Genomic DNA, 19,109 nt, shown 5'->3' with positions numbered 1-19,109 from the left:
GCTGGTCACAGCGCCTCCAGCACTCGCCGCCGATGCGCCTCGGGAGTACCCCAGGCCGAACGCAATGCTTGCACGCGTAGTAGCCAAAGCGACAAATCATTTTCCTGGGTGAAGCCGATCGCGCCATGGGTCTGCAGCGCCGACCGCGCCGCCAGCAGGCCCGCCTCGGCCGCGGCCGCCTTGGCCGCGCTGACATCGCGGGGCTCCATCGACAGGGCCGCGCCGTACAACAGTGGCCGGGCGAGCTCGATCGCGATGTGCACGTCGGCGAGCTTGTGCTTGATCGCCTGATAGGAACCGATCACCCGGCCGAACTGGGCGCGCTGCTTGGCGTAGTCGACGGTGTCCCGCAGCAGCGCCTCGGCGGCGCCGACCAGCTGCGCGGCGGTGGCCAGCGCGCCGAACTCGAAGGCGCGCCGGACCTCCGCCTGCCAGGGTTGGCCGGTGGCGGTCACGTCGTAGACGGGCCGGCTCGGATCGACCGACTCGTGCCGGTCGCCGGGCGCGGCCTCGCTCACACCGTCGTCGGTGGCCAGCAGCACCAGCCCGGCCGAGTCGGCGTCCACCGCGCGCGGCGCATGCGGTGGCAACGCGACCGTGGCTACCAGCTCGCCGGAGGCCAGCGCCGCGCACCGCTCGTCCGAGGCGAGCAAAACCGGTGCCACGGCGATGGATTCGGCCACCGGCCCCGGCACGCACCAGCGTCCCAGGCGTTCCAGCGCGACCACCAGGTCGACCGGGTGCGCCTCGATGCCGTCGAACTTCTCCGGAACCGCCAGCGCGGTGACGCCCAGTTCGGCCAGCCGCTCCCACACCTTGCGGCCGGGCGCGGTGTCGCCGGCGGACCAGGCACGGATCGCGCCGGGCAGGTCGGCCGCGCCGAGCGCGGCGTCGATGCTGGCCGCGAAGTCGCGCTGTTGCTCGTCTAGCGCGAATTTCATTTCGTGCCCCCGGACTTCTCGCGGGGCAGGCCCAACAGCCGCTCCGAGATGATGTTGCGCTGAATCTCGTTGGTGCCGGCGTAGATCGGGCCGCCCAGGGCGAACAGCAGGCCATCCGTCCAGCTGCCGGCGAGCTCGCCGTCGGCGGCGAGGATGTCCAGCGCGGTCTGATGCAGGTCAACATCGAGGTCGGACCAGAACACCTTGGTCACCGACGATTCGGCGCCCAGCTCACCGCCGTCGGCCAGCCGCGTCACCGTGGCGAAGGTCTGCAGCCGGTAGGCCTGCGCCTTGATCCAGCCGTCGGCCACCCGGTCTGCGAACCCGGGGGGCGAGCCGCTGTCCTGCCACAGTCGCACCAGCCGCTCGGCGGTCGCCAGGAATCGCGCCGGGCTGCGCAGCGACATGCCCCGCTCGTTGCTCGAGGTGCTCATCGCCGCCCGCCAACCCTCGTTCGGGGTGCCGATCACGTCGTGGTCGGGGACGAACACGTCGTCGAGGAAGATCTCGCCGAACCCGGTATCGCCGCCCAGCTGCACGATGGGCCGCACGGTGACGCCCTTCGCCTTCAGGTCGAACATGAAGTACGTCAGGCCGTTGTGCCGCTCGGCTTCCGGGTCCGACCGGAACAGCCCGAAGCCCATCTCGGCGAACGGCGCGCGCGAACTCCAGATCTTCTGCCCGTTGAGCAGCCAGCCGCCGTCGGTCTTGGTCGCGGTGGATCGCAGCGAGGCCAGGTCGCTGCCGGACTCCGGCTCCGACCACGCCTGCGCCCAGATCTGTTCGCCGCTGGCCATTTTCGGCAGGATTCGGTCCAGCTGCTCGGAAGTGCCGTGCGCGAACAGCGTGGGCGCCAGCATCGAGGTGCCGTTGGCGCTGGCCCGGCCCGGGGCGCCGGCGCGGAAGTACTCCTCCTCGAACACCACCCAATGCAACAGCGGCGCATCGCGGCCGCCGTATTTCTTCGGCCAGGTGATCACCGACAGCCCGGCATCGAACAGCACCCGGTCCCAGTGCCGGTGCTGCGCGAAACCTTCGGCGTTGTCGTAGGACTTCGTCGGGATCGACTCGGCGTTGGCGGACAAGAACTCACGGACCTCGGCCGCAAACGCCTGGGTCTCCTCGTCTAATTCCAGATCCATTCAGGCCAGCTCTCGCAGTTGGGGTTTGACCACCTTGCCGCCCGGATTGCGCGGCAACGCGTCGACGAACCGCACCGAACGCGGTGCCTTGAAGTTCGCCAAATGTTCACGGGTGTAAGCGATCACGGATTGTTCGTCGAGGTCGGCGCCGGGCCGGGTCACCACGAAGGCCCGGCCGACCTCGCCGAGGCGCTCGTCGGGGACGCCGATCACCGCGGCGTCGGCGATCCCCGTCATCCGGGCGAGCACCTGCTCGACCTCGGCGGGGTACACGTTGAAGCCGCCGCAGATGTACATGTCCTTGAGCCGGTCGGTGATGCGCAAATTGCCTGCCGCGTCGACGGCGCCGATGTCACCGGTGTGCAGCCAACCGTCGGCGTCGATGGCCGCCGCCGTGGCGTCCGGGTCATCGAGGTAGCCCAGCATCACGTTCGGCCCGCGCAGCAGCACCTCACCCGCTTCGCCGGGAGCGCTTGAGTCGATACGCAATTCGAAGTCGGCGAACGGGCGCCCGCAGGTGGTGGCGACGGTGACGGCGTCGTCGTCGGCGCGGCACATCGTGCCCATCCCGTTGGCCTCGGTGAGGCCGTACGCCGTCAGCACGATGTCGATGTCGAGTTCGGATTGCATGCGCTCCACCAGCACGACGGGCACGGTGGCCGCCCCTGTCACCGCGAACCGCAGCGAACTCAGGTCGTAGTCCCCGCGCTGCGGATGGTCCAGCAGGGTCTGGTAAATGGTGGGCGGTCCCGGCAACACGGTGATGCGGTGCCGCTCGATCGCCTGCAGCGCGCGCAGTGGGTCGAACGTCAGGTGCGGGATCAGCGTCGCGCCGGTCTGCAGACAGGCCAGGATGCCCGCCTTGTAGCCGAAGTTGTGGAAGAACGGGTTGATGCACAGGTAGCGGTCGTCGCTGGTGATCTTGCCGTTGGCCGCCCACGACGCCGATGCCGACAACGACTGCCGGTGCGCGCACAGCACCCCTTTGCTGCGGCCGGTGGTGCCCGAGGTGAACAGGATGTCGCTGACGTCCTCGGGCGTGACGGCGGCGGCGCGGGTGGCGACAGACTCGAGGTCGGTGCCCTGCGTGACGAAGTCGTCCCACGTCCCTGAAACGGGATCGTCGGCCTCGACCGGAATCCGGACGACGTGCCGCAGCGCGGGCAAGGCATCCCGATCCAGATCGGCGACGCGATCGTGGCCCAGGAACGTGCCCATCCCGAACAGCACGGGCGCCGCGGTGCGGGCCAGGATGTCGGCGGCTTCCTCGGCGGTATAACGGGTGTTCAGCGGCACCATCGCCGCGCCGGCGTGGTGGACGGCCAGGCAGGCGACCACCCAGTGCCAGGTGTTGGGCGACCAGATGGCCACCCGGTCGCCCGACCGCACGCCGAGGGCGATCAACGCGGCGGCCGCCCGGCGAACCTCGTCGCGCAGGGCCGCGGCCGTGAACGAACGCTCGTCGGTGATCAACGCGTCGTGGTCGGGAAACCGACTCGCAAAACGGTCCAGCGCCGCGGGAATCGTGCGGACATCGCCGGTCATCGAGACTGCTCCTACCTGGATTGCCCGGTTCCTCCCACGCCGCTGCGCGGCGCGCATCGTCACCGAGCCGACAAAGCAAGTGCTTGGTAGGTTAGCCTACAGGGCATGCAGGACGTCGAGGAGTTCCGGGCGGAGGTTCGCCGATGGCTCGCCGACAATCTGGTCGGCGAATTCGCAGCTCTCAAGGGTCGTGGCGGACCGGGGCGCGAACATGAGGCGTTCGAGGAGCGCCGGGCATGGAACCAGCACCTCGCCAAGGCCGGTCTCACCTGCCTGGGCTGGCCCGTCGAGCACGGCGGCCGCGGGCTGTCGACCGCGCACCGGGTGGCGTTCTATGAGGAGTACGCGAAAGCCGACGCGCCGGACAAGGTCAACCACTTCGGCGAGGAGCTGCTCGGCCCGACGCTGATCGCCTTCGGGACGCCCGAGCAGCAGCAGCGGTTCCTGCCCAAGATCCTCGACGTCACCGAGCTGTGGTGCCAGGGCTATTCCGAACCCGGCGCCGGCAGCGACCTGGCCAACGTGTCCACCACCGCCGAGCTGGACGGCGACCAGTGGGTGATCAACGGCCAGAAGGTGTGGACCTCGTTGGCGCACTGGGCGCAGTGGTGTTTCGTGGTCGCCCGCACGGAGAAGGGGTCCAAGCGGCACGCCGGGCTTTCCTACCTGCTGGTGCCGTTGGATCAGCCCGGGGTGCAGGTGCGCCCGATCATCCAGCTCACCGGTGACTCGGAGTTCAACGAGGTCTTCTTCGACGACGCCCGCACCGACGCCAACCTGGTGGTCGGCCAGCCCGGCGACGGCTGGCGGGTCGCGATGGGCACGCTGACCTTCGAGCGCGGGGTGTCGACGCTTGGGCAGCAGATCCGCTACGCCCGTGAGCTTTCCAACCTCGCCGACCTGGCGCGTCGCAACGGCGCCGCCGACGACCCCTTCATCCGCGAGCGGCTGACCCGCGCGTGGACCGGGTTGCGCGCGATGCGCAGCTACGCGTTGGCCACCATGGACGTCGAAGGAGGCGGCCAGGCCGCCGGGAAAGATAACGTGTCGAAGTTGTTGTGGGCCAATTGGCATCGCGCGCTGGGGGAGCTGGCGATGGACGTGATCGGCAAGCCGGGGCTGACCCTGTCCGACGGTGAATTCGACGAATGGCAGCGGCTGTTCCTGTTCACCCGCGCCGACACCATCTACGGCGGATCCAACGAGATCCAGCGCAACATCATCGCCGAGCGCGTGCTCGGCCTGCCCCGGGAGGTAAAGGGATGAGCCTGTCCGAAGCTCCGAAAGAGGTTGCCGGGCATGGGCTTTTGCAGGGCAAGGTCGTCGTCGTCACCGCGGCGGCGGGCACCGGCATCGGCTCGGCGACCGCGAAGCGGGCGCTGGCCGAGGGTGCCGACGTCGTGGTGTCCGACCACCACGAGCGCCGGCTGGGGGAGACCGTCGAGGAGCTGTCCGCGCTGGGCCTGGGCCGGGTCGAGAGCGTGCTGTGCGACGTGACGTCCACCGCGCAGGTGGACGCGCTGATCGCGTCGACAACGGCCCGGATGGGCCGGCTCGACGTGCTGGTCAACAACGCCGGGCTGGGCGGTCAGACCCCGGTGGTGGACATGACCGACGACGAGTGGGACCGCGTCTTGGACGTCACCCTGTCGTCGGTGTTCCGGGCCACCCGGGCGGCGCTGCGCTACTTCCGCGAGGCCGCGCACGGGGGCGTGATCGTCAACAACGCAAGCGTCTTGGGCTGGCGGGCACAGCACTCGCAGTCGCACTACGCGTCCGCCAAGGCGGGGGTGATGGCCTTGACCCGTTGCAGCGCAATCGAAGCGGTCGAATACGGGGTGCGGATCAACGCCGTGTCGCCGAGCATCGCCCGGCACAAGTTCCTCGACAAGACCACCTCGGCCGACCTGCTGGACCGGCTGTCCGCGGGCGAAGCGTTCGGGCGGGCCGCCGAGCCGTGGGAGGTGGCCGCCACCATCGCGTTCCTGGCCAGCGACTACTCCAGCTACCTCACCGGCGAGGTCATCTCGGTGTCCAGTCAGCATCCGTGATCGGATCGCTGGCCAAGCAAGCGCTTGGTTGATATCCTGGCCGGGTGGATCGAGTGGCCGGTCAGGCGAACAGCCGCCGCGACGAGTTGTTGGACCTCGCCGCGACGATGTTCGCCGAGCGCGGCCTGCGTGCCACCACCGTGCGCGACATCGCCGACAGCGCCGGGATCCTGTCCGGCAGCCTCTATCACCACTTCTCCTCCAAAGAGGAGATGGTCGACGAGCTGCTGCGCAGCTTCCTGGACTGGTTGTTCGCCCGCTACCGCGAGATCGTGGACAGCGAGGCCAACCCGCTCGAGCGGCTCAAGGGGCTGTTCATGGCGTCGTTCGAGGCCATCGAGCATCGGCACGCGCAGGTCGTCATCTATCAGGACGAAGCCCAACGGTTGTTGTCGCAACCCCGGTTCTCCTACATCGAGGACATGAACCGGCAGCAACGCAAGATGTGGGTCGAGGTGATCAACCAGGGCATCGACGAGGGCTACTTCCAGCCCGACCTCAACGTCGACCTCGTCTACCGTTTCATTCGTGACACCACCTGGGTGTCGGTGCGCTGGTATCAGCCCGGCGGACCGCTGACCGCGAACCAGGTTGGCGAGCAATATCTCGCCATCGTTCTTGGCGGAATTACCAAGGAAGGGAACTGAACTATGGCTGAGGCGTACGTCATTGACGCTGTGCGCACCGCGGTTGGCAAGCGGGGCGGCTCGCTGTCCGGCATACATCCCGTCGACCTCGGCGCGCTCGGATGGCGCGGACTGCTCGACCGGGTCGACGTCGACCCCGCCGCCGTCGAGGACGTGATCGCCGGCTGCGTCGACGCCATCGGCGCGCAGGCGGGCAACATCGCCCGGCTCTCGTGGCTGGCCGCGGGCTATCCCGAGGAAGTGCCCGGCGTCACCGTGGACCGGCAGTGCGGCTCCAGCCAGCAGGCGATTTCCTTTGGCGCACAGGCGATCATGGCCGGCACCGCGGACCTCATCGTGGCGGGCGGCGTGCAGAACATGAGCCAGATCCCGATCTCGTCGGCGATGACGGTCGGCGAGCAGTTCGGGTTCACCTCGCCGACCAACGAATCCAAGCAGTGGCTGCACCGCTACGGCGACCAGGAGATCTCGCAGTTCCGCGGCTCGGAGCTGATCGCCGAGAAGTGGAACCTGTCGCGCGAGGAGATGGAGCGCTACGCGCTGACCAGCCACGAGCGCGCGTTCGCCGCGATCCGCGCCGGTCACTTCGACAACGAAATCATCACCGTCGAAACGGAATCCGGGCCGTTCCGGGTGGACGAGGGTCCGCGCGAGTCGTCGCTGGAGAAGATGGCCGGCCTCAAGACCCTCGTCGAGGGTGGCCGGTTGACGGCGGCGATGGCCAGCCAGATCTCCGACGGAGCGAGCGCGGTGCTGCTGGCCTCCGAGCAGGCGGTCAAGGACCACAACCTGACGCCGCGGGCCCGCATCCACCACATCAGCGCCCGCGCCGCCGACCCGGTGTTCATGCTGACCGGTCCGATCCCGGCCACCCGCTACGCGCTGGAAAAGACCGGGCTGTCCATCGACGACATCGACACCGTCGAGATCAACGAGGCGTTCGCGCCGGTGGTTCTGGCCTGGCTCAAGGAGATCAAGGCCGACCCCGAGAAAGTCAACCCCAACGGCGGTGCGATCGCGCTCGGTCACCCACTGGGCGCCACCGGCGCCAAGCTGTTCGCCACCATGCTCAACGAACTCGAGCGCGTCGGCGGCCGCTATGGCCTGCAGACGATGTGCGAGGGCGGGGGCACCGCGAACGTCACCATCATCGAGCGGCTGTAAACCATTGCGCCGAGCCGGTATTCGGCGCGGTGTTCGACATTACGGGGTCGCCAGCACCAGGCCGATCCCGCCGAGGGCCAACAGCCAACTGGTGAAGCTGCCGACCAAGAAGTACTCGGTCACCTCGTCGATCCCGACGTCGCCGTTGCGGCCTTGCTGGGCGTTCAACTCCGGGAACCGGATGATGCCCTTGGCGGCGACGACCGCGCTGGCGGCGGCCACCTGCCCGCCGACACCCAGGCTCAAGATCAGTAGCCGTTCCATCGGGCCCAACAGCCGCCCGCCCTTGAGCTTGTCCGATGGTTGCGGTTCGCCGACCGGCCGTACCGCTCCCACGGAACCGAGCACCAGGCGCACGAGCTGGTTCGCGGTCGCGAATTGCACCAGCACCACGCCGACAACCATGAGCAGCCGAGTGGGCGTGACATGGCCGAGCGGCAAGTGCACCCAGCTCACCCACCGCGCGATGCCGCCGTTGACCGTCGACGACCATCCGGACAGCAACGTCAACAGCGCCAGCGTTGCGGCGAACACCGCCAGCGGCGCGCCCTGGTGGCCGCCGCTACGTTCGCTGCGCGCGCAGAGCCCTTCCCATGCGACGACCGACGCGGCGGCCAGGACGAGCAGCGGGATGTCGCCGGCATGCCACAGGGCGCCCAGCACCAAGAACACCGCCACCGCGGCGGGTCCGACCGCCAGCGAGACCCACATCGGGCGGAACGCCCGCCGACACAGGTCGGCGATGCCGAGCGCCGTGAGCAGGACGGCGACGGCGCTCACGGCAGACCCCGCAGGTAGTGGCTGGCAAGGACGATGAGATCCAAACCGTCACGGCTCGAGCGCTGCGAGACCGCCGACGGGCTGATCCCCTCGGCGGCCGCGAGGTCCCTTTTGGTCCGGCCGGCCATCAATCCCCTCACAATCCGCAACGATCTCTCATCGAGCGATCCAAGCAGATGGTCCCGACAAATCAGGGCGGCGTTGACCGCGGCGACGTCGGTGCACGTCTCCGCGGCCGCCCGAAATGTCGTGCGCACCAGCGAGAAGCCGGGCTGCCGCTGCGCCTCCGCCGTCTGCTGGATGGCCTCCCTCGCGGCCCACCACCCGGGCCCGTCCTGGATTCCCGCGTCGGCGTCGAGGACGGTCACCGCGCCCCATCCGAGCCCGAAGCGGACGTCGACCTCGGGCGCAAGTAACAGCCGCACGGTCAACGCCGCATCGATTGCACCGCCCAGGGCGGGGTAGCTGCCCTGGAACTCATCCCCCACGGTGAAGGACGGCGGGTCGATGGCGCCGTTCGCGACCTGGCCCAGCGCGGAGGCGACACGTCGATGCAGGGCCGGCCGGTCGCCGGCACGCCGGGACCCCACCACGTCGCCGATCAGCGTCGCCCGCATTGAAGGTATAGTCTTCACCCTAGCCATATGAAGATTATAGCTTCATTTCACCGATATTCAGATCATAGCTTAACCCGCGCGTACGGTCGAGGCGCCGTTCAGTTCGCCGGCTGGTCTTTGACCCTGAGGTAACCCGCTATGCCGACCCGTTCGAAGGTGCGGCGGCGGGAAGCCGATAGCAGGGGGAGGGCGTCCGCCGCGTCGATGATCTCGGGGTGCACCACCGGATATGTCTCGCCCTGGGACGCGATGGTAGCGCGTCCCGCGGCGCGCACGTTTTGCAGCCAATCCACGTCTGTGCCGTAGGGCAGCGGTATGACGAAGCCGTCGTCGATGCGCTCGGCGACGACCGGTGTGGTGTACGCCTTGCCCGACCGCCGTCCGGTGTGCTCTATCGCCGCTGCATACCAGTTCTTGCGGCCGGCCAGCCGCAGCATGAGCGGGTTGAGCAGGTATCTGTTGGAGGTTCGGACCGCGTTCAAGAGCGGGGTCGGCCAGGTTTCCGGTGCCAGCGTCATCATCCCTCCAGGGTGACGTGGCGTCGCGGCCGCGGCCAGGGTCTTTAGTCGCCCGCTTCGACGAGCGCAGACGCCGCCTTCAGGTGTGCGATCGCGTCGCGCACAACCGAGTCGATCAGCTCGGCGCATGACGGCAGGTCCTCCAGGATGCCGGCCACCTGTCCGGAGGCGAGCACCCCGGCGTCGGTGTTGCCTTCGACCAGGCCGGCCTTCAGCAGCATCGGGGTGTTGGCCGCCATCACCACCTGGGACCAGGTCAGCTCCTTGCCGTGGCGCATCGCCAGGCCGTCGCGGATCATCGACCGCCAGGTCATCTGCGACATGTGTTTGAACTTTGCCGCGTTGCGCACGGCCGCGGTGAGACCCCTTACCGGTGAACCGCTTTCGAGCCTCTCGACCAGGCCGGTGCGCAGCACGCGGTGCGGCATGCCGTCGACGCGCGTGGTGACCACCGTGCCGTCGAGCGCCGCCTCCAGGTAGCGCCGCTTGACCTCGTCGGGCACCGTCGAGTCCGAGGTCAGCAGGAAGCGCGTGCCCATCGCCACGCCGGCCGCCCCGTAGCTCAGCGCGGCCGCGAGCCCGCGCCCGTCGAAGAAGCCCCCCGCGGCGATCACGGGGATCCCGGTGCCCTGCACGGCATCCAGCACCGACGGCAGCAGCAGCGTCGTGGCCACGGGCCCGGTGTGTCCACCACCCTCGCCGCCCTGCACGATCATCGCGTCGGCGCCCCAGGCCGCCACCTTTTTAGCGTGCTTGGCGGCACCGATCGACGGAATCACCACCGCGCCCGCCTCTTTCAGCCGGGCGATCAGCTCCTGCTTGGGCGCCAGGGCGAAGGACGCCACCTTCACGCCCTCGCGGATCATCAGATCGACGCGGTCGCCGGCGTCCGCGGCGTCGGCGCGGATGTTCACCCCGAACGGCTTTTCGGTGGCGGCCTTGACCTTGCCGATGGCCGTCGCCAATTCGTCCAGCGTCATGGTGGCCGAGGCCAGGATGCCCAGCCCGCCCGCGTTGGCCGTGGCGGCCACCAGTCGCGCGCCGGCCACCCAGCCCATTCCGGTTTGCACCACCGGGTGCTCGACACCGACCAGCTCGGTCAGCGGCGTACGCAGCCTGTTCAACGTATCTCCCTGTCGCGCAGCGACTTCGGATCGATGACCTCGCGGATCAGCCGGAGTTCCTCGTCGGTCGGCTGCCTGGTCTCTTCCGCCTCGTCCACGCCGTGCACCTCGAACGACGTGGCCTCGCGGACGTCGTCGGGCGAGACCCCGGGATGCAGGGACACCGCGCGCATGGTGTGGTCCGGACCGCCGAAGTCGAACACCCCCAGGTTGGACACGACGCGGTGGGTGTTGGCGAAGCGGAACGCCGGGTTGTCCGGATCCACCTTGTCCCAGCCGATGCCGCAGATCACGTCGACCGCCTCGCAGAACACCCGCTTCGAATGGTTGCCCACCCAGTAACTGGTCGCGTGGTTGATCGCGTTGCCGGGCGCTCCCCGCAGGCCGAACATCTGGCGGGTCGGGTGTTGCAGCGGGCCGAACGCCGAGATGTTCTGATTGCCAAAGCGGTCAACCTGATTGGCGCCCATCACCACGTGCCGCCGGCCCCAGGCCAGTGTCTCGAACACCCGGCCGAACGGCATCCAGCCCTCGACGGGTCCGGTCTTGCCCAGGGCCGGGGTGTCCGCCAGCAGTTGCGCCTCGCCGTCGGTCAGCAGGATGTCCGGTGAAAAAGTCAATCGCGCCAGCCGCGCCCCGACCGAGGCCATGTTCGTCATCGGGCTGACCATGATTTCGCCCGAGTTCCTGAATAGCTCGGCGCACGCGACCGCGCACACCTCGGCGCGGGTGGTGCTCATTTGGCCGCCTCCTCTGCGAATGCGCGGACCGCCGCCTGGTAATCGTCCTCGCTGCCCGACAGGTAGGTCTGGACGAACTTCTGCCAGCCCTCTTCGGTCGAGGCGGCCTCGGCGTAATGCCGCTGGAATTTCTCGTCGCGACCGTAATCCGGTGCCGCGGTGGTGAAGTGTGCGCCGCCGGGGGCCTCCACGACGGAGTCGACCATCATCCGATTCACCAGCAGGGCCTGGGGGGGAACGGCTTTGACCAGCTCCTCGGTGGAGACGACGCGCTCCACCGACAGGAAGCGCTTGTCGGCGGCCATCAGGAACAGGTCGTCGAAGTACGGATCGATCCCCGTGTAGGCCGCATTGCCGCGGCTGTCACCGAGATTGAGGTGCACGAAGGCCGCGTCCAGGCGCAGCGCCGGCATGGCGATCAGCGTCTCGTGCCCGCCCTCCGGCGCGGGGTACGGGCTGGTCACGGTCTGCAGCTCGCCCTCCCAAAAGTCGGGGACCGAGCTGCCCAGCCCGGCCCGAATCGGCAGGAACGGCAGGCGTTGCGAGGCGGCTTGCAGGCCGCAGCGCAGCATGCCCTCGTCCATTTCCCGGGCCTCGATCGCGCCGCTGGTGCGGGCCTTGGCGAACCAGGGGTCGTAGAACGGCGGGGAATCCAGGGAGACGAACCCGTAGTAGACGCGCTTGACCTTGCCGGCCGAGCACAGCAACCCCAGGTCGGGCCCGCCGTAGGTGACCACCGTGAGGTCCGTGACGTCGGAGCGCAACATGGCGCGCACGAACGCCATCGGCTTGCGCCGCGAGCCCCAGCCGCCGATGCCGACCGTCATGCCGCTGCGCAGCTGCGCGACGGCCTCGTCGAGGGTGGTTCTCTTGTCGGTCACTATGCGCCGCTCCTCATCACTTCGTTCTGCATCGTCGCCGGCGGCTAAGACTTCTCACGCTTCGTGGTACCGGCGAATGCGTCGCGGTGCTCATCGGCGACGCCGGCCAGGTTGAGCTCGAACGTAAAGCCTTGCTCCATGCGGTAACTCGAATTGACGCGCTGCACGTCGATCAGGTTGAGCGCCTCCTTGGCCGCGCGGATGACCCGGGTGTCCTTGGCGGCGATGTCGCGGGCCACCTTCAATGCGGCCTCATCCAGCTCGTCGCGCGGCACCACCTCGTGCACCGAACCGAAATGGTGCAGGGTGGCGGCGTCGACGGTCGCGGCGGTGAAGAACAGCCGCCGCATCATGTGCTGCGGCACCAGCCGCGACAGGTGGGTGGCCGCCCCGAGCGCACCGCGCTCGACCTCCGGCAGCCCGAAGGTGGCGTCCTCGGAGGCCACGATGACGTCGGAGTTGCCGACCAGGCCGATGCCGCCGCCGACGCAGAAGCCGTTCACGGCCGCGACGACGGGCACCGCGCACTCGTAGACCGCCCGGAAGGCGGCGAAGCAACCGCGGTTTGCGTCGATCAGCGCGGTGAATCCCTCGGTGCGCTGCATCTCCTTGATGTCGACCCCGGCGTTGAAGCCGCGGCCCTCCGCCCGCAGGATGACCACGTGGGTCTCGGGGTCTTGGCCGGCGGCCGTGATGGCGTCGGCCAGTTCGAACCAGCCGCGCGACGGGATGGCGTTGACCGGGGGAAAGTCGACGGTGACCGCGACGATGCCCGGTTCGGTGGTGGTGGATGTGATGGGCAAGGCGCCACTTCCTCGTGGGGTAACTACCTAAGCAAGCACTTGCTTGGTACGCTAGCACAGTGACTCGCGCCGAAGCATCCGACGCCGTGAACTTGGGGCTGGCCGGGCGGGTGGTTCTGGTAACCGGCGGGGTCCGGGGGGTGGGCGCCGGCATCAGCTCGGTGTTCGCCGGGCAGGGCGCGACGGTCATCACCTGCGCACGGCGGGCCGTCGAGGGCCTGCCGTACGAGTTCCATTCCTGCGACGTCCGCGACGACGACGCCGTGAAGGCGCTCATCGACACCATCGTCGACAGGCACGGCCGGCTCGACGTCGTGGTCAACAACGCCGGCGGTTCGCCGTACGTGCTGACCGCGGAGTCCAGCGCGAAGTTCAACCGCAAGATCATCGAACTCAACCTCATTGGCGCACTGTCGGTTTCCCAACACGCGAACGAGAAGATGCAGAACCAGGACCGCGGCGGGTCGATCATCAACATCTGCAGTCTGTCCGGTCGACGGCCATCGCCCGGCACCGGCGCCTACGGGGCGGCCAAGGCCGGCCTGGAAAGCCTCACACAGACCCTGGCGGTGGAATGGGGGCCGAAGGTCCGGGTGAACTCCTGTGTCGTCGGCATGGTCGAGACCGAGCAATCCGAGCTCTTCTACGGCGACGCCGAGTCCATCGCCGCAATCTCCAAGAACGTGCCGCTGGGCCGACTCGCCAAGCCCGACGACATCGGCTGGGCCGCAGCCTTTTTGGCATCGGACGCGGCGTCCTACATCAGCGGCGCGTCGCTCGAGGTGCACGGCGGGGGCGAGCCGCCGCACTACCTGGCCACAACGAACGCCGGCGCGATCAAGTAGAGGAGACACGAACAATGGGAGTGGTTGACGGCCGCGTGGTCATCGTCACCGGAGCGGGCGGCGGTATCGGTCGCGCGCATGCGCTCGCCTTCGCGGCCGAAGGTGCGCGCGTGGTGGTCAACGACATCGGCGTGGGCCTGGACGGCTCGCCGGCCGGGGGCGGCAGCGCCGCCCAGGGCGTGGTCGACGAAATCACCGCGGCCGGTGGGGAAGCCGTCGCCAACGGATCCAACGTCGCCGACTGGAACGAAGCGGCCGCCCTGATCCAGACCGCCGTCGACACCTTCGGCGGGCTGGACGTGTTGGTCAACAACGCCGGCATCGTCCGCGACAGGATGATGGCCAACACCAGCGAGGAGGAGTTCGACGCCGTTATCGCCGTACATCTCAAGGGCCACTTCGCCACCATGCGGCACGCGGCGTCGTACTGGCGCGGGTTGTCCAAAGAGGGCAAGGCCGTCGACGCGCGGATCGTCAACACCAGTTCGGGCGCCGGCCTGCAGGGCAGCGTCGGGCAGGGCAACTACAGCGCGGCCAAGGCCGGCATCGCGGCGATGACGCTGGTCGGCGCCGCCGAGATGGGCCGCTACGGCGTGACGGTCAACGCCATCGCGCCGTCGGCCCGAACCCGCATGACCGAGACGGTCTTCGCCGAGATGATGGCAACGCAGGACCAGGATTTCGACGCCATGGCGCCCGAGAACGTCTCGCCGCTGGTGGTGTGGCTGGGCAGCGCGGAATCCCGCGACGTGACCGGGAAGGTGTTCGAGGTCGAGGGCGGTAAGATCCGGGTCGCGGAGGGCTGGGCACACGGGCCGCAGATCGACAAGGGCGCAAGGTGGGATCCCGCGGAACTGGGGCCCGTCGTCGCCGACCTGCTCGCCAAGGCCCGCCCGCCGGTTCCCGTGTACGGGGCCTGATTCAGCTACCGGGCAACCGGATCCGGAGCGTTCCAGGGGAGCGACGATGATCCCCAGTGCGTCAGCTCGTTCGCTTCCTCGTTCGCATACAGGTGACGCGGCGGTGTGGCGAAGGTCGCGTAGGGACGACAACGAAGCACCAGTCTGTCTTCGCGCTCGGCCATTTCCCGGACGAACGGCCGGGCTTCCGCGCCCGCCTGGTGTCCGGACATGCGCCAGCCGACGGCCATCATGACGTCGACGGTGAGGTCGGGGTCTTTATCGACGACGGCGTCGGCGTATACCTGCAAGAAGGAGAACGGCCAGCGCTCGTCGAGCACACAAATGCTCACTTTCGGGTCCCGCGCCACCGCGTTCGCCTTCGCGCGTCCGGCCATGGTGGACACGAGCAGCTCATCGTCATCGGTCGGGACGTAATACACGATCGACATGGCCGGGCCGTCATGGCGGCGGCGGTAACCGAAGACACACGTCCGGTGCGTGCGGACGAATTCTCGGCGCTCCGAGGGGAGCATGTCCCGGTCGGGCGGAGCAGTGAACGGCTCGGCGGCCGGGGGCAAGAGTCTCATTGAGTCCCTTTCAGTTTGGCGCGGGCGGCGTCGAGCTGACACCACGCGAATTTATGCCGGAACCAGCTTGAGCGGCAGGGCCTCGTGACGGCGGATGATGTTGTTCATCGCCCACTTCGGTGTTCCGGTGACCTCGATGCGGTCGACGCGCTCAATCAGTGCGCGCAGCATGGCCGACGTTTCCAGGCGCGCCAGACCTTGGCCGGCGCAGGCATGCGCTCCGTGGCCGAAGCCGATTTGACGGCTGGCGTCGCGGCGGATGTCGAAGACTTCGGGTTCCTCCCATTCGCGTTCGTCTCGGTTGGCAGAGGCGTACATCACAAGGGCGCGAGCACCGGACGGCATTGGCGTGCCGGCTATTTCAGTTTGGCTGGCCACCCAGCGCGCGAATGCGCGCAGCGGGGGCTCGTACCGGACCACTTCATTGACGGCGTTCGTCATGAGGCCCGGGTCCTCTTTCAGCAGCCGCCACTGCTCGGGGTGGCTGGCGAACAGGTGCAACGCGTTGGAGATGGCGCTCATGGTGGTGTCGATCGACGGCGCGAGATAGTCGACCATCAGCGGCGGACACTCGCGATGCGACAGCTTGCCTTCGTCGGCGGCAAGCAGAAGCTCGTGTGCCATGCTGCCGTCGAGAACGGCCCGCTGGCGAACCACGCGGCGCGCGAACCGCAGCATTTGCAACGCGCGAGGCGTCGACTTGATCGCTTGCCAGTTCAGCGGGCCGAGGACATCGAAAGTGGCTCCGCCCCAGTCGATGAGGTGATGCCGACCATCCCGCGGCCAACCGATGAGGTCAGGCACCACGGCCAGCGGCAGGGCGGCCGCCAGGTCGTTTACCCCGTCGACCGCACCCTGGGCGAGCGCGGCATCGACGACCGCCGCGGCGGTGGCGTCCACGCTGTCGCTGATCGCACGCAGCACGCGCGGCAACAGTCGGTGCGCGACCAGTTTGCGACGTTGATCGTGCTCGTCGCCGTCGCTGTTGAGGGTCGTGCCTCGCGATAGGCGATTGGTGATCGGGTTCAGGGAGACGCCCCTGCCCGACAGGAACGTCGTGTCGTCACGCAACACGGCCTTGCTCTCGGCGTAGCGGGGGAGCGCGTACGCCTTCTGCTTGGCCAGCCAGACCACCGGGCCGAGGTCGCGCAGGCGCCGGTAGTGCGGGTAGGGATCGACGATGGCGGCGGCGGAGTAGAGGTCGGGTTCGTATACCGGGACACCGGCCGGTGTGCGACGCATCGTTCTCCTCACAGCGCGCCTGGCGGCCACGGCGCACGCTTTCTGACGAAATCGTCACATACGGCGATATGCTCAGTCAAGCCCTGAGGTGCCGTGCCCGGGTGCAACGGATGGTTCGGCGGCGGACGGCCAAGGCCGGCTGCTCCGTTCTCACCGACGGTCCTACCCAGACAAACCGGCCGCGCCTAGCGCGGCTCGCAGACCACGAGCGGGATGACGCGGTCGATGGCCCGACGGTATTCGCGGTAGCGAGGGCAGATCCGCTTCAGCGGCGGCCAATAGCGTTCGCGCTCAGCGTCTGTGGCATCCCGGGCCACCAGATCCAGCTGCCGGGCGCGGATCTGCACCCGCACTTCGGGATGCTCCTTCAGGTTGCGATACCACAACGGGTCTACGTCGCGCCCGCCGAAAGAAGCCGGCAGAATCACCCTTTCGCCGTCGAGCTGTTCAGTGCCCGCGGCTTCGCCGACGTCAGCGTCGACGACGTCGCCCAGGATCTTTCCCAACCTGCAGCGAGGGAAACGTTACGGGTCGCAGATGACGATCGGGATGACGCGGTCCGTCCACGATCGGTAGTCGCCGAATGACGGGTACATGGCATCCAGCTTCGGCCAGTATTCCGCGCGCTCGGCCTCGGTGGCGTCACGGGCCTGCAGCTGCAGCACCTCGTCCTTGATCTGCACGGAGACTTTGGGATTGGCCTTGAGGTTGAGGTACCACAATGGGTTCTTGTCGCTGCCGCCCTTCGATGCGACCAGTACCACCCGGTTCCCTTCGCGTAGATACAGCAGCGGGCTCACCCGCGGTTCACCGGTCTTACGGCCCGTCGTGGTGAGCAGGGCGACCGGCGCGTTGCCGAAGGTGCCGCCCAGTTTTCCGTTGCTGCGTCGGTAGATCCACGTGTTGCCCTTGGCCATCCATTTGATGATGAAGCCGACCCAGGGGGCGTTCAAAGAGCGTGGCTTCGGTTTAGGCATGATGTTCCCTTAGCGCTGGACAAATGGTTGGAAGCGAACCTTGATGTGGTGGATTTCGGCCTTGCCGCTTGAGCTTTCGGCCGGTATCACGAACGTCTCGTTGACTCGTGCGGCCAGCCGACGGCCGCCGAACGCCGCCTTGGTCAGCACGGTGTACGCCGCGTGCACCCGGTCTCCGTCGATTCGGTAATCCGGCGGCGTCGTGTCCGCGAGAAATCGGTACTGCGGACCACGATTCATGCTGCGGCGCAGATGGTTTCCGGAGAACCCGTTCTTGATCCCTTGCTCGACGCGGGTGCACCGCGCGGCGAACGGAACGGAGTCGCCGTGATGGCTGACAAGCGCGTCGATGTAGGCCTGCGCCGCGGCGATGCGGCTCTCTTCGGAGACGAGCACCGAGAGGCTAGATGCGTTCGATGATGGTGCCGGTTGACAGGGCACCGCCCGCGCACATGGTGATCAGCGCGGTGCTCTGGTCGGTGCGCTCCAGCTCGTGCAGCGCGGTGGTGATCAGCCGGCTGCCGGTGCTGCCCACCGGGTGGCCCAACGCGATCGCCCCACCGTTCACGTTCACCTTGTCCATGTCCGGGTTGTGCACCCGCGCCCAGGACAGCACCACCGACGCGAACGCCTCGTTGATCTCGGTGATGTCGATGTCACCAATCTTCATGCCGGCCTTTTCCAGAACCTTGGCGGTGGACTGGACGGGGCCGTCGAGGTGGTAGTACGGCTCGGCGCCGACCAGCGCCTGGCTGACGATGCGGGCCCGCGGCCGCAATCCGAGCGACTTGGCCTTGTCCTCGTCCATCCACAGCACCGCCGCGGCGCCATCGGAGATCTGCGACGACGTTCCCGCCGTGTGGATTCCGCCCTCGATGACCGGCTTCAGCGAGCTCAGCCCCGACAGGGTGGTCTCCCGCAGGCCCTGGTCGCGGGAGATGGTCACCCGCTCGGACGTCGGCTGCTTGTTCTCGTCCAGTGCCGGCGCCTCGATCGGGGAGATCTCGCGGTCGAACCGGCCTTCCTCCCACGCCCGCTTGGCCTTGGCCTGCGATTGGTAGCCGAACTCGTCGATGTCGTCGCGGGTGATGCCCCGCCGCTTGGCGATCCGCTCGGCCGCGGTGAACTGGTCGGGCAGGTCGATGTCCCACGACGCGGGCCGCAGGATGCTTCGGTCGGGACCGGCGTTGGCGCCGAGTCCGACGCGGCTCATGGCCTCGATTCCGCAGGCGATGCCGATGTCGATGGCACCCGCCGCGATCAACCCGGCCACCAGCCCGTTGGCCTGCTGGCTGCTGCCGCACTGGCAGTCCACGGTCGTGGCGCCGACGTGCTCCGGCAGCCCGGCGACCAGCCAGCTGACCCGGGTGATGTTGTTGGACTGCTCGCCGAACTGCGTCACGCAGCCGCCGATGACCTGTTCGACGTCGCCGGCGTCGATGCCGGCCTTCTCCACCAGCGCCCTCTGCACCGCGCCAAGCAGCTCGGTCGCATGCAGCCCTGACAGCCATCCGTTGCGCTTGCCGATGGGGCTGCGGGTGGCTTCGACGATTACCGGGTTACCCATTCCGTCAGGCTAGAACACGTTTCATTAGTCTGACAA

21 protein-coding genes and 1 pseudogene are annotated in these 19,109 nt (G+C 68.2%); 6 read left to right on the top strand and 16 right to left on the bottom strand.

Annotated elements, in window-relative coordinates; translation table 11 throughout:
• Nucleotides 1-5 precede the first annotated feature (5 nt).
• The 3 genes from A5691_RS17495 to fadD3 are packed head-to-tail and all read right to left on the bottom strand — an operon-like array spanning nucleotide 6 to nucleotide 3,628.
• Nucleotides 6-941, bottom strand: coding sequence for an acyl-CoA dehydrogenase family protein (locus A5691_RS17495; protein ID WP_067887377.1), 936 nt, complete (start codon nucleotides 939-941; stop codon nucleotides 6-8).
• The gene (locus A5691_RS17490; protein WP_067751977.1) at nucleotides 938-2,083 is read right to left on the bottom strand and encodes an acyl-CoA dehydrogenase family protein; all 1,146 of its coding nucleotides are present in this window, start codon (nucleotides 2,081-2,083) and stop codon (nucleotides 938-940) included. Before A5691_RS17490 ends, A5691_RS17495 begins: the two co-directional genes overlap by 4 nt.
• Nucleotides 2,084-3,628, bottom strand: coding sequence for a 3-((3aS,4S,7aS)-7a-methyl-1,5-dioxo-octahydro-1H-inden-4-yl)propanoate--CoA ligase FadD3 (gene fadD3, locus A5691_RS17485; RefSeq protein ID WP_067751980.1), 1,545 nt, complete (start codon nucleotides 3,626-3,628; stop codon nucleotides 2,084-2,086). It abuts the gene before it with no gap.
• A 105-nt stretch (nucleotides 3,629-3,733) separates the two neighbouring features.
• Here fadD3 and ipdE1 point away from each other — a divergent pair, with 105 nt between their 5' ends.
• From ipdE1 to fadA6, 4 genes are read left to right on the top strand one after another with little or no spacing between them, the layout of a single operon-like run.
• On the top strand, nucleotides 3,734-4,894 hold the full coding sequence (gene ipdE1 / locus A5691_RS17480) for an acyl-CoA dehydrogenase IpdE1 (RefSeq protein ID WP_067887370.1): 1,161 nt from the start codon (nucleotides 3,734-3,736) through the stop codon (nucleotides 4,892-4,894).
• Nucleotides 4,891-5,679 (top strand): (5R,7aS)-5-hydroxy-7a-methyl-1-oxo-2,3,5,6,7,7a-hexahydro-1H-indene-carboxyl-CoA reductase, encoded by a 789-nt coding sequence (ipdF, locus tag A5691_RS17475; protein WP_067887368.1) that lies wholly within the window; start codon nucleotides 4,891-4,893, stop codon nucleotides 5,677-5,679. The genes ipdE1 and ipdF overlap by 4 nt, the downstream gene beginning before the upstream one ends.
• 44 nt (nucleotides 5,680-5,723) lie before the next feature.
• On the top strand, nucleotides 5,724-6,326 hold the full coding sequence (gene kstR2 / locus A5691_RS17470; protein ID WP_156675640.1) for a TetR family transcriptional regulator KstR2: 603 nt from the start codon (nucleotides 5,724-5,726) through the stop codon (nucleotides 6,324-6,326).
• Nucleotides 6,327-6,329: 3 nt separating this feature from the next.
• The gene (gene fadA6 / locus A5691_RS17465; protein WP_067751992.1) at nucleotides 6,330-7,490 is read left to right on the top strand and encodes a steroid 3-ketoacyl-CoA thiolase FadA6; all 1,161 of its coding nucleotides are present in this window, start codon (nucleotides 6,330-6,332) and stop codon (nucleotides 7,488-7,490) included.
• 39 nt (nucleotides 7,491-7,529) lie between these two features.
• Here the strand turns inward: fadA6 and A5691_RS17460 are convergent, their stop codons facing one another.
• The 7 genes from A5691_RS17460 to echA20 all read right to left on the bottom strand — a co-directional run bounded on the left by A5691_RS17460 (nucleotide 7,530) and on the right by echA20 (nucleotide 12,953).
• Complete coding sequence (locus A5691_RS17460; RefSeq protein WP_067751994.1) at nucleotides 7,530-8,270, bottom strand: hypothetical protein; 741 nt, start codon at nucleotides 8,268-8,270, stop codon at nucleotides 7,530-7,532.
• On the bottom strand, nucleotides 8,267-8,914 hold the full coding sequence (locus A5691_RS17455; RefSeq protein ID WP_067887365.1) for a SatD family protein: 648 nt from the start codon (nucleotides 8,912-8,914) through the stop codon (nucleotides 8,267-8,269). The genes A5691_RS17460 and A5691_RS17455 overlap by 4 nt, the downstream gene beginning before the upstream one ends.
• Nucleotides 8,915-8,985: 71 nt before the next feature.
• Nucleotides 8,986-9,408 (bottom strand): nitroreductase family deazaflavin-dependent oxidoreductase, encoded by a 423-nt coding sequence (locus A5691_RS17450; protein WP_082950384.1) that lies wholly within the window; start codon nucleotides 9,406-9,408, stop codon nucleotides 8,986-8,988.
• A 41-nt stretch (nucleotides 9,409-9,449) separates the two neighbouring features.
• Nucleotides 9,450-10,529, bottom strand: a complete 1,080-nt coding sequence (ipdC, locus tag A5691_RS17445) for a (3aS,4S,5R,7aS)-5-hydroxy-7a-methyl-1-oxo-octahydro-1H-indene-4-carboxyl-CoA dehydrogenase (protein WP_067887362.1) — start codon at nucleotides 10,527-10,529, stop codon at nucleotides 9,450-9,452.
• Complete coding sequence (ipdB, locus tag A5691_RS17440) at nucleotides 10,526-11,269, bottom strand: cholesterol ring-cleaving hydrolase subunit IpdB (RefSeq protein WP_067752001.1); 744 nt, start codon at nucleotides 11,267-11,269, stop codon at nucleotides 10,526-10,528. The genes ipdC and ipdB overlap by 4 nt, the downstream gene beginning before the upstream one ends.
• Entirely contained in the window at nucleotides 11,266-12,150 is an 885-nt protein-coding gene (ipdA, locus tag A5691_RS17435; protein ID WP_067780761.1) for a cholesterol ring-cleaving hydrolase subunit IpdA, read from the bottom strand. Before ipdA ends, ipdB begins: the two co-directional genes overlap by 4 nt.
• Before the next feature lie 44 nt (nucleotides 12,151-12,194).
• A complete protein-coding gene (echA20, locus tag A5691_RS17430) occupies nucleotides 12,195-12,953 on the bottom strand; it encodes a (7aS)-7a-methyl-1,5-dioxo-2,3,5,6,7,7a-hexahydro-1H-indene-carboxyl-CoA hydrolase (protein ID WP_067887358.1) in 759 nt (252 codons plus the stop codon).
• Nucleotides 12,954-13,012: 59 nt separating this feature from the next.
• Between echA20 and A5691_RS17425 the strand changes: the two genes are divergently transcribed.
• Together A5691_RS17425 and A5691_RS17420 are read left to right on the top strand one after the other, a co-directional pair.
• Nucleotides 13,013-13,798, top strand: a complete 786-nt coding sequence (locus A5691_RS17425) for an SDR family oxidoreductase (protein ID WP_197498981.1) — start codon at nucleotides 13,013-13,015, stop codon at nucleotides 13,796-13,798.
• Nucleotides 13,799-13,812: 14 nt separating this feature from the next.
• Complete coding sequence (locus tag A5691_RS17420; RefSeq protein WP_067780756.1) at nucleotides 13,813-14,718, top strand: SDR family oxidoreductase; 906 nt, start codon at nucleotides 13,813-13,815, stop codon at nucleotides 14,716-14,718.
• 5 nt (nucleotides 14,719-14,723) lie between these two features.
• Here the strand turns inward: A5691_RS17420 and A5691_RS17415 are convergent, their stop codons facing one another.
• From A5691_RS17415 to A5691_RS17390, 6 genes and pseudogenes are all read right to left on the bottom strand, one after another.
• Nucleotides 14,724-15,287 (bottom strand): pyridoxamine 5'-phosphate oxidase family protein, encoded by a 564-nt coding sequence (locus A5691_RS17415; RefSeq protein WP_082950383.1) that lies wholly within the window; start codon nucleotides 15,285-15,287, stop codon nucleotides 14,724-14,726.
• Nucleotides 15,288-15,338: 51 nt separating this feature from the next.
• Nucleotides 15,339-16,529: a cytochrome P450 gene (locus A5691_RS17410; protein WP_068017244.1), complete on the bottom strand. Its 1,191-nt coding sequence runs from the start codon at nucleotides 16,527-16,529 to the stop codon at nucleotides 15,339-15,341.
• Nucleotides 16,530-16,714: 185 nt separating this feature from the next.
• Nucleotides 16,715-16,969 (bottom strand): annotated as a pseudogene (locus A5691_RS17405) (nitroreductase/quinone reductase family protein); the annotation flags it as partial.
• Between the two features lie 84 nt (nucleotides 16,970-17,053).
• A complete protein-coding gene (locus A5691_RS17400) occupies nucleotides 17,054-17,506 on the bottom strand; it encodes a nitroreductase family deazaflavin-dependent oxidoreductase (RefSeq protein WP_067755072.1) in 453 nt (150 codons plus the stop codon).
• A gap of 9 nt (nucleotides 17,507-17,515) precedes the next feature.
• Nucleotides 17,516-17,902 (bottom strand): hypothetical protein, encoded by a 387-nt coding sequence (locus A5691_RS17395; RefSeq protein WP_067755068.1) that lies wholly within the window; start codon nucleotides 17,900-17,902, stop codon nucleotides 17,516-17,518.
• Between the two features lie 7 nt (nucleotides 17,903-17,909).
• On the bottom strand, nucleotides 17,910-19,073 hold the full coding sequence (locus tag A5691_RS17390) for a steroid 3-ketoacyl-CoA thiolase (protein WP_067755065.1): 1,164 nt from the start codon (nucleotides 19,071-19,073) through the stop codon (nucleotides 17,910-17,912).
• Between the last annotated feature and the right edge of the window lie 36 nt (nucleotides 19,074-19,109).

Source organism: Mycobacterium sp. E183 (assembly GCF_001667735.1).
Lineage (GTDB): Bacteria > Actinomycetota > Actinomycetes > Mycobacteriales > Mycobacteriaceae > Mycobacterium.
This window is presented reverse-complemented; position numbering and strand designations above follow the sequence as displayed.

Bases quoted from the DNA above. Each gene is read 5' to 3' on its own strand.
- A5691_RS17420 (WP_067780756.1), top strand. From the start codon at position 13,813: ATGGGAGTGGTTGACGGCCGCGTGGTCATCGTCACCGGAGCGGGCGGC.
- fadD3 (WP_067751980.1), bottom strand. From the start codon at position 3,628: ATGACCGGCGATGTCCGCACGATTCCCGCGGCGCTGGACCGTTTTGCG.
- A5691_RS17450 (WP_082950384.1), bottom strand. From the start codon at position 9,408: ATGATGACGCTGGCACCGGAAACCTGGCCGACCCCGCTCTTGAACGCG.
- A5691_RS17455 (WP_067887365.1), bottom strand. From the start codon at position 8,914: ATGGCTAGGGTGAAGACTATACCTTCAATGCGGGCGACGCTGATCGGC.
- A5691_RS17490 (WP_067751977.1), bottom strand. From the start codon at position 2,083: ATGGATCTGGAATTAGACGAGGAGACCCAGGCGTTTGCGGCCGAGGTC.
- A5691_RS17495 (WP_067887377.1), bottom strand. From the start codon at position 941: ATGAAATTCGCGCTAGACGAGCAACAGCGCGACTTCGCGGCCAGCATC.
- A5691_RS17415 (WP_082950383.1), bottom strand. From the start codon at position 15,287: ATGAGACTCTTGCCCCCGGCCGCCGAGCCGTTCACTGCTCCGCCCGAC.
- A5691_RS17410 (WP_068017244.1), bottom strand. From the start codon at position 16,529: ATGCGTCGCACACCGGCCGGTGTCCCGGTATACGAACCCGACCTCTAC.
- A5691_RS17390 (WP_067755065.1), bottom strand. From the start codon at position 19,073: ATGGGTAACCCGGTAATCGTCGAAGCCACCCGCAGCCCCATCGGCAAG.
- A5691_RS17400 (WP_067755072.1), bottom strand. From the start codon at position 17,506: ATGCCTAAACCGAAGCCACGCTCTTTGAACGCCCCCTGGGTCGGCTTC.
- ipdB (WP_067752001.1), bottom strand. From the start codon at position 11,269: ATGAGCACCACCCGCGCCGAGGTGTGCGCGGTCGCGTGCGCCGAGCTA.
- ipdF (WP_067887368.1), top strand. From the start codon at position 4,891: ATGAGCCTGTCCGAAGCTCCGAAAGAGGTTGCCGGGCATGGGCTTTTG.
- fadA6 (WP_067751992.1), top strand. From the start codon at position 6,330: ATGGCTGAGGCGTACGTCATTGACGCTGTGCGCACCGCGGTTGGCAAG.
- ipdE1 (WP_067887370.1), top strand. From the start codon at position 3,734: ATGCAGGACGTCGAGGAGTTCCGGGCGGAGGTTCGCCGATGGCTCGCC.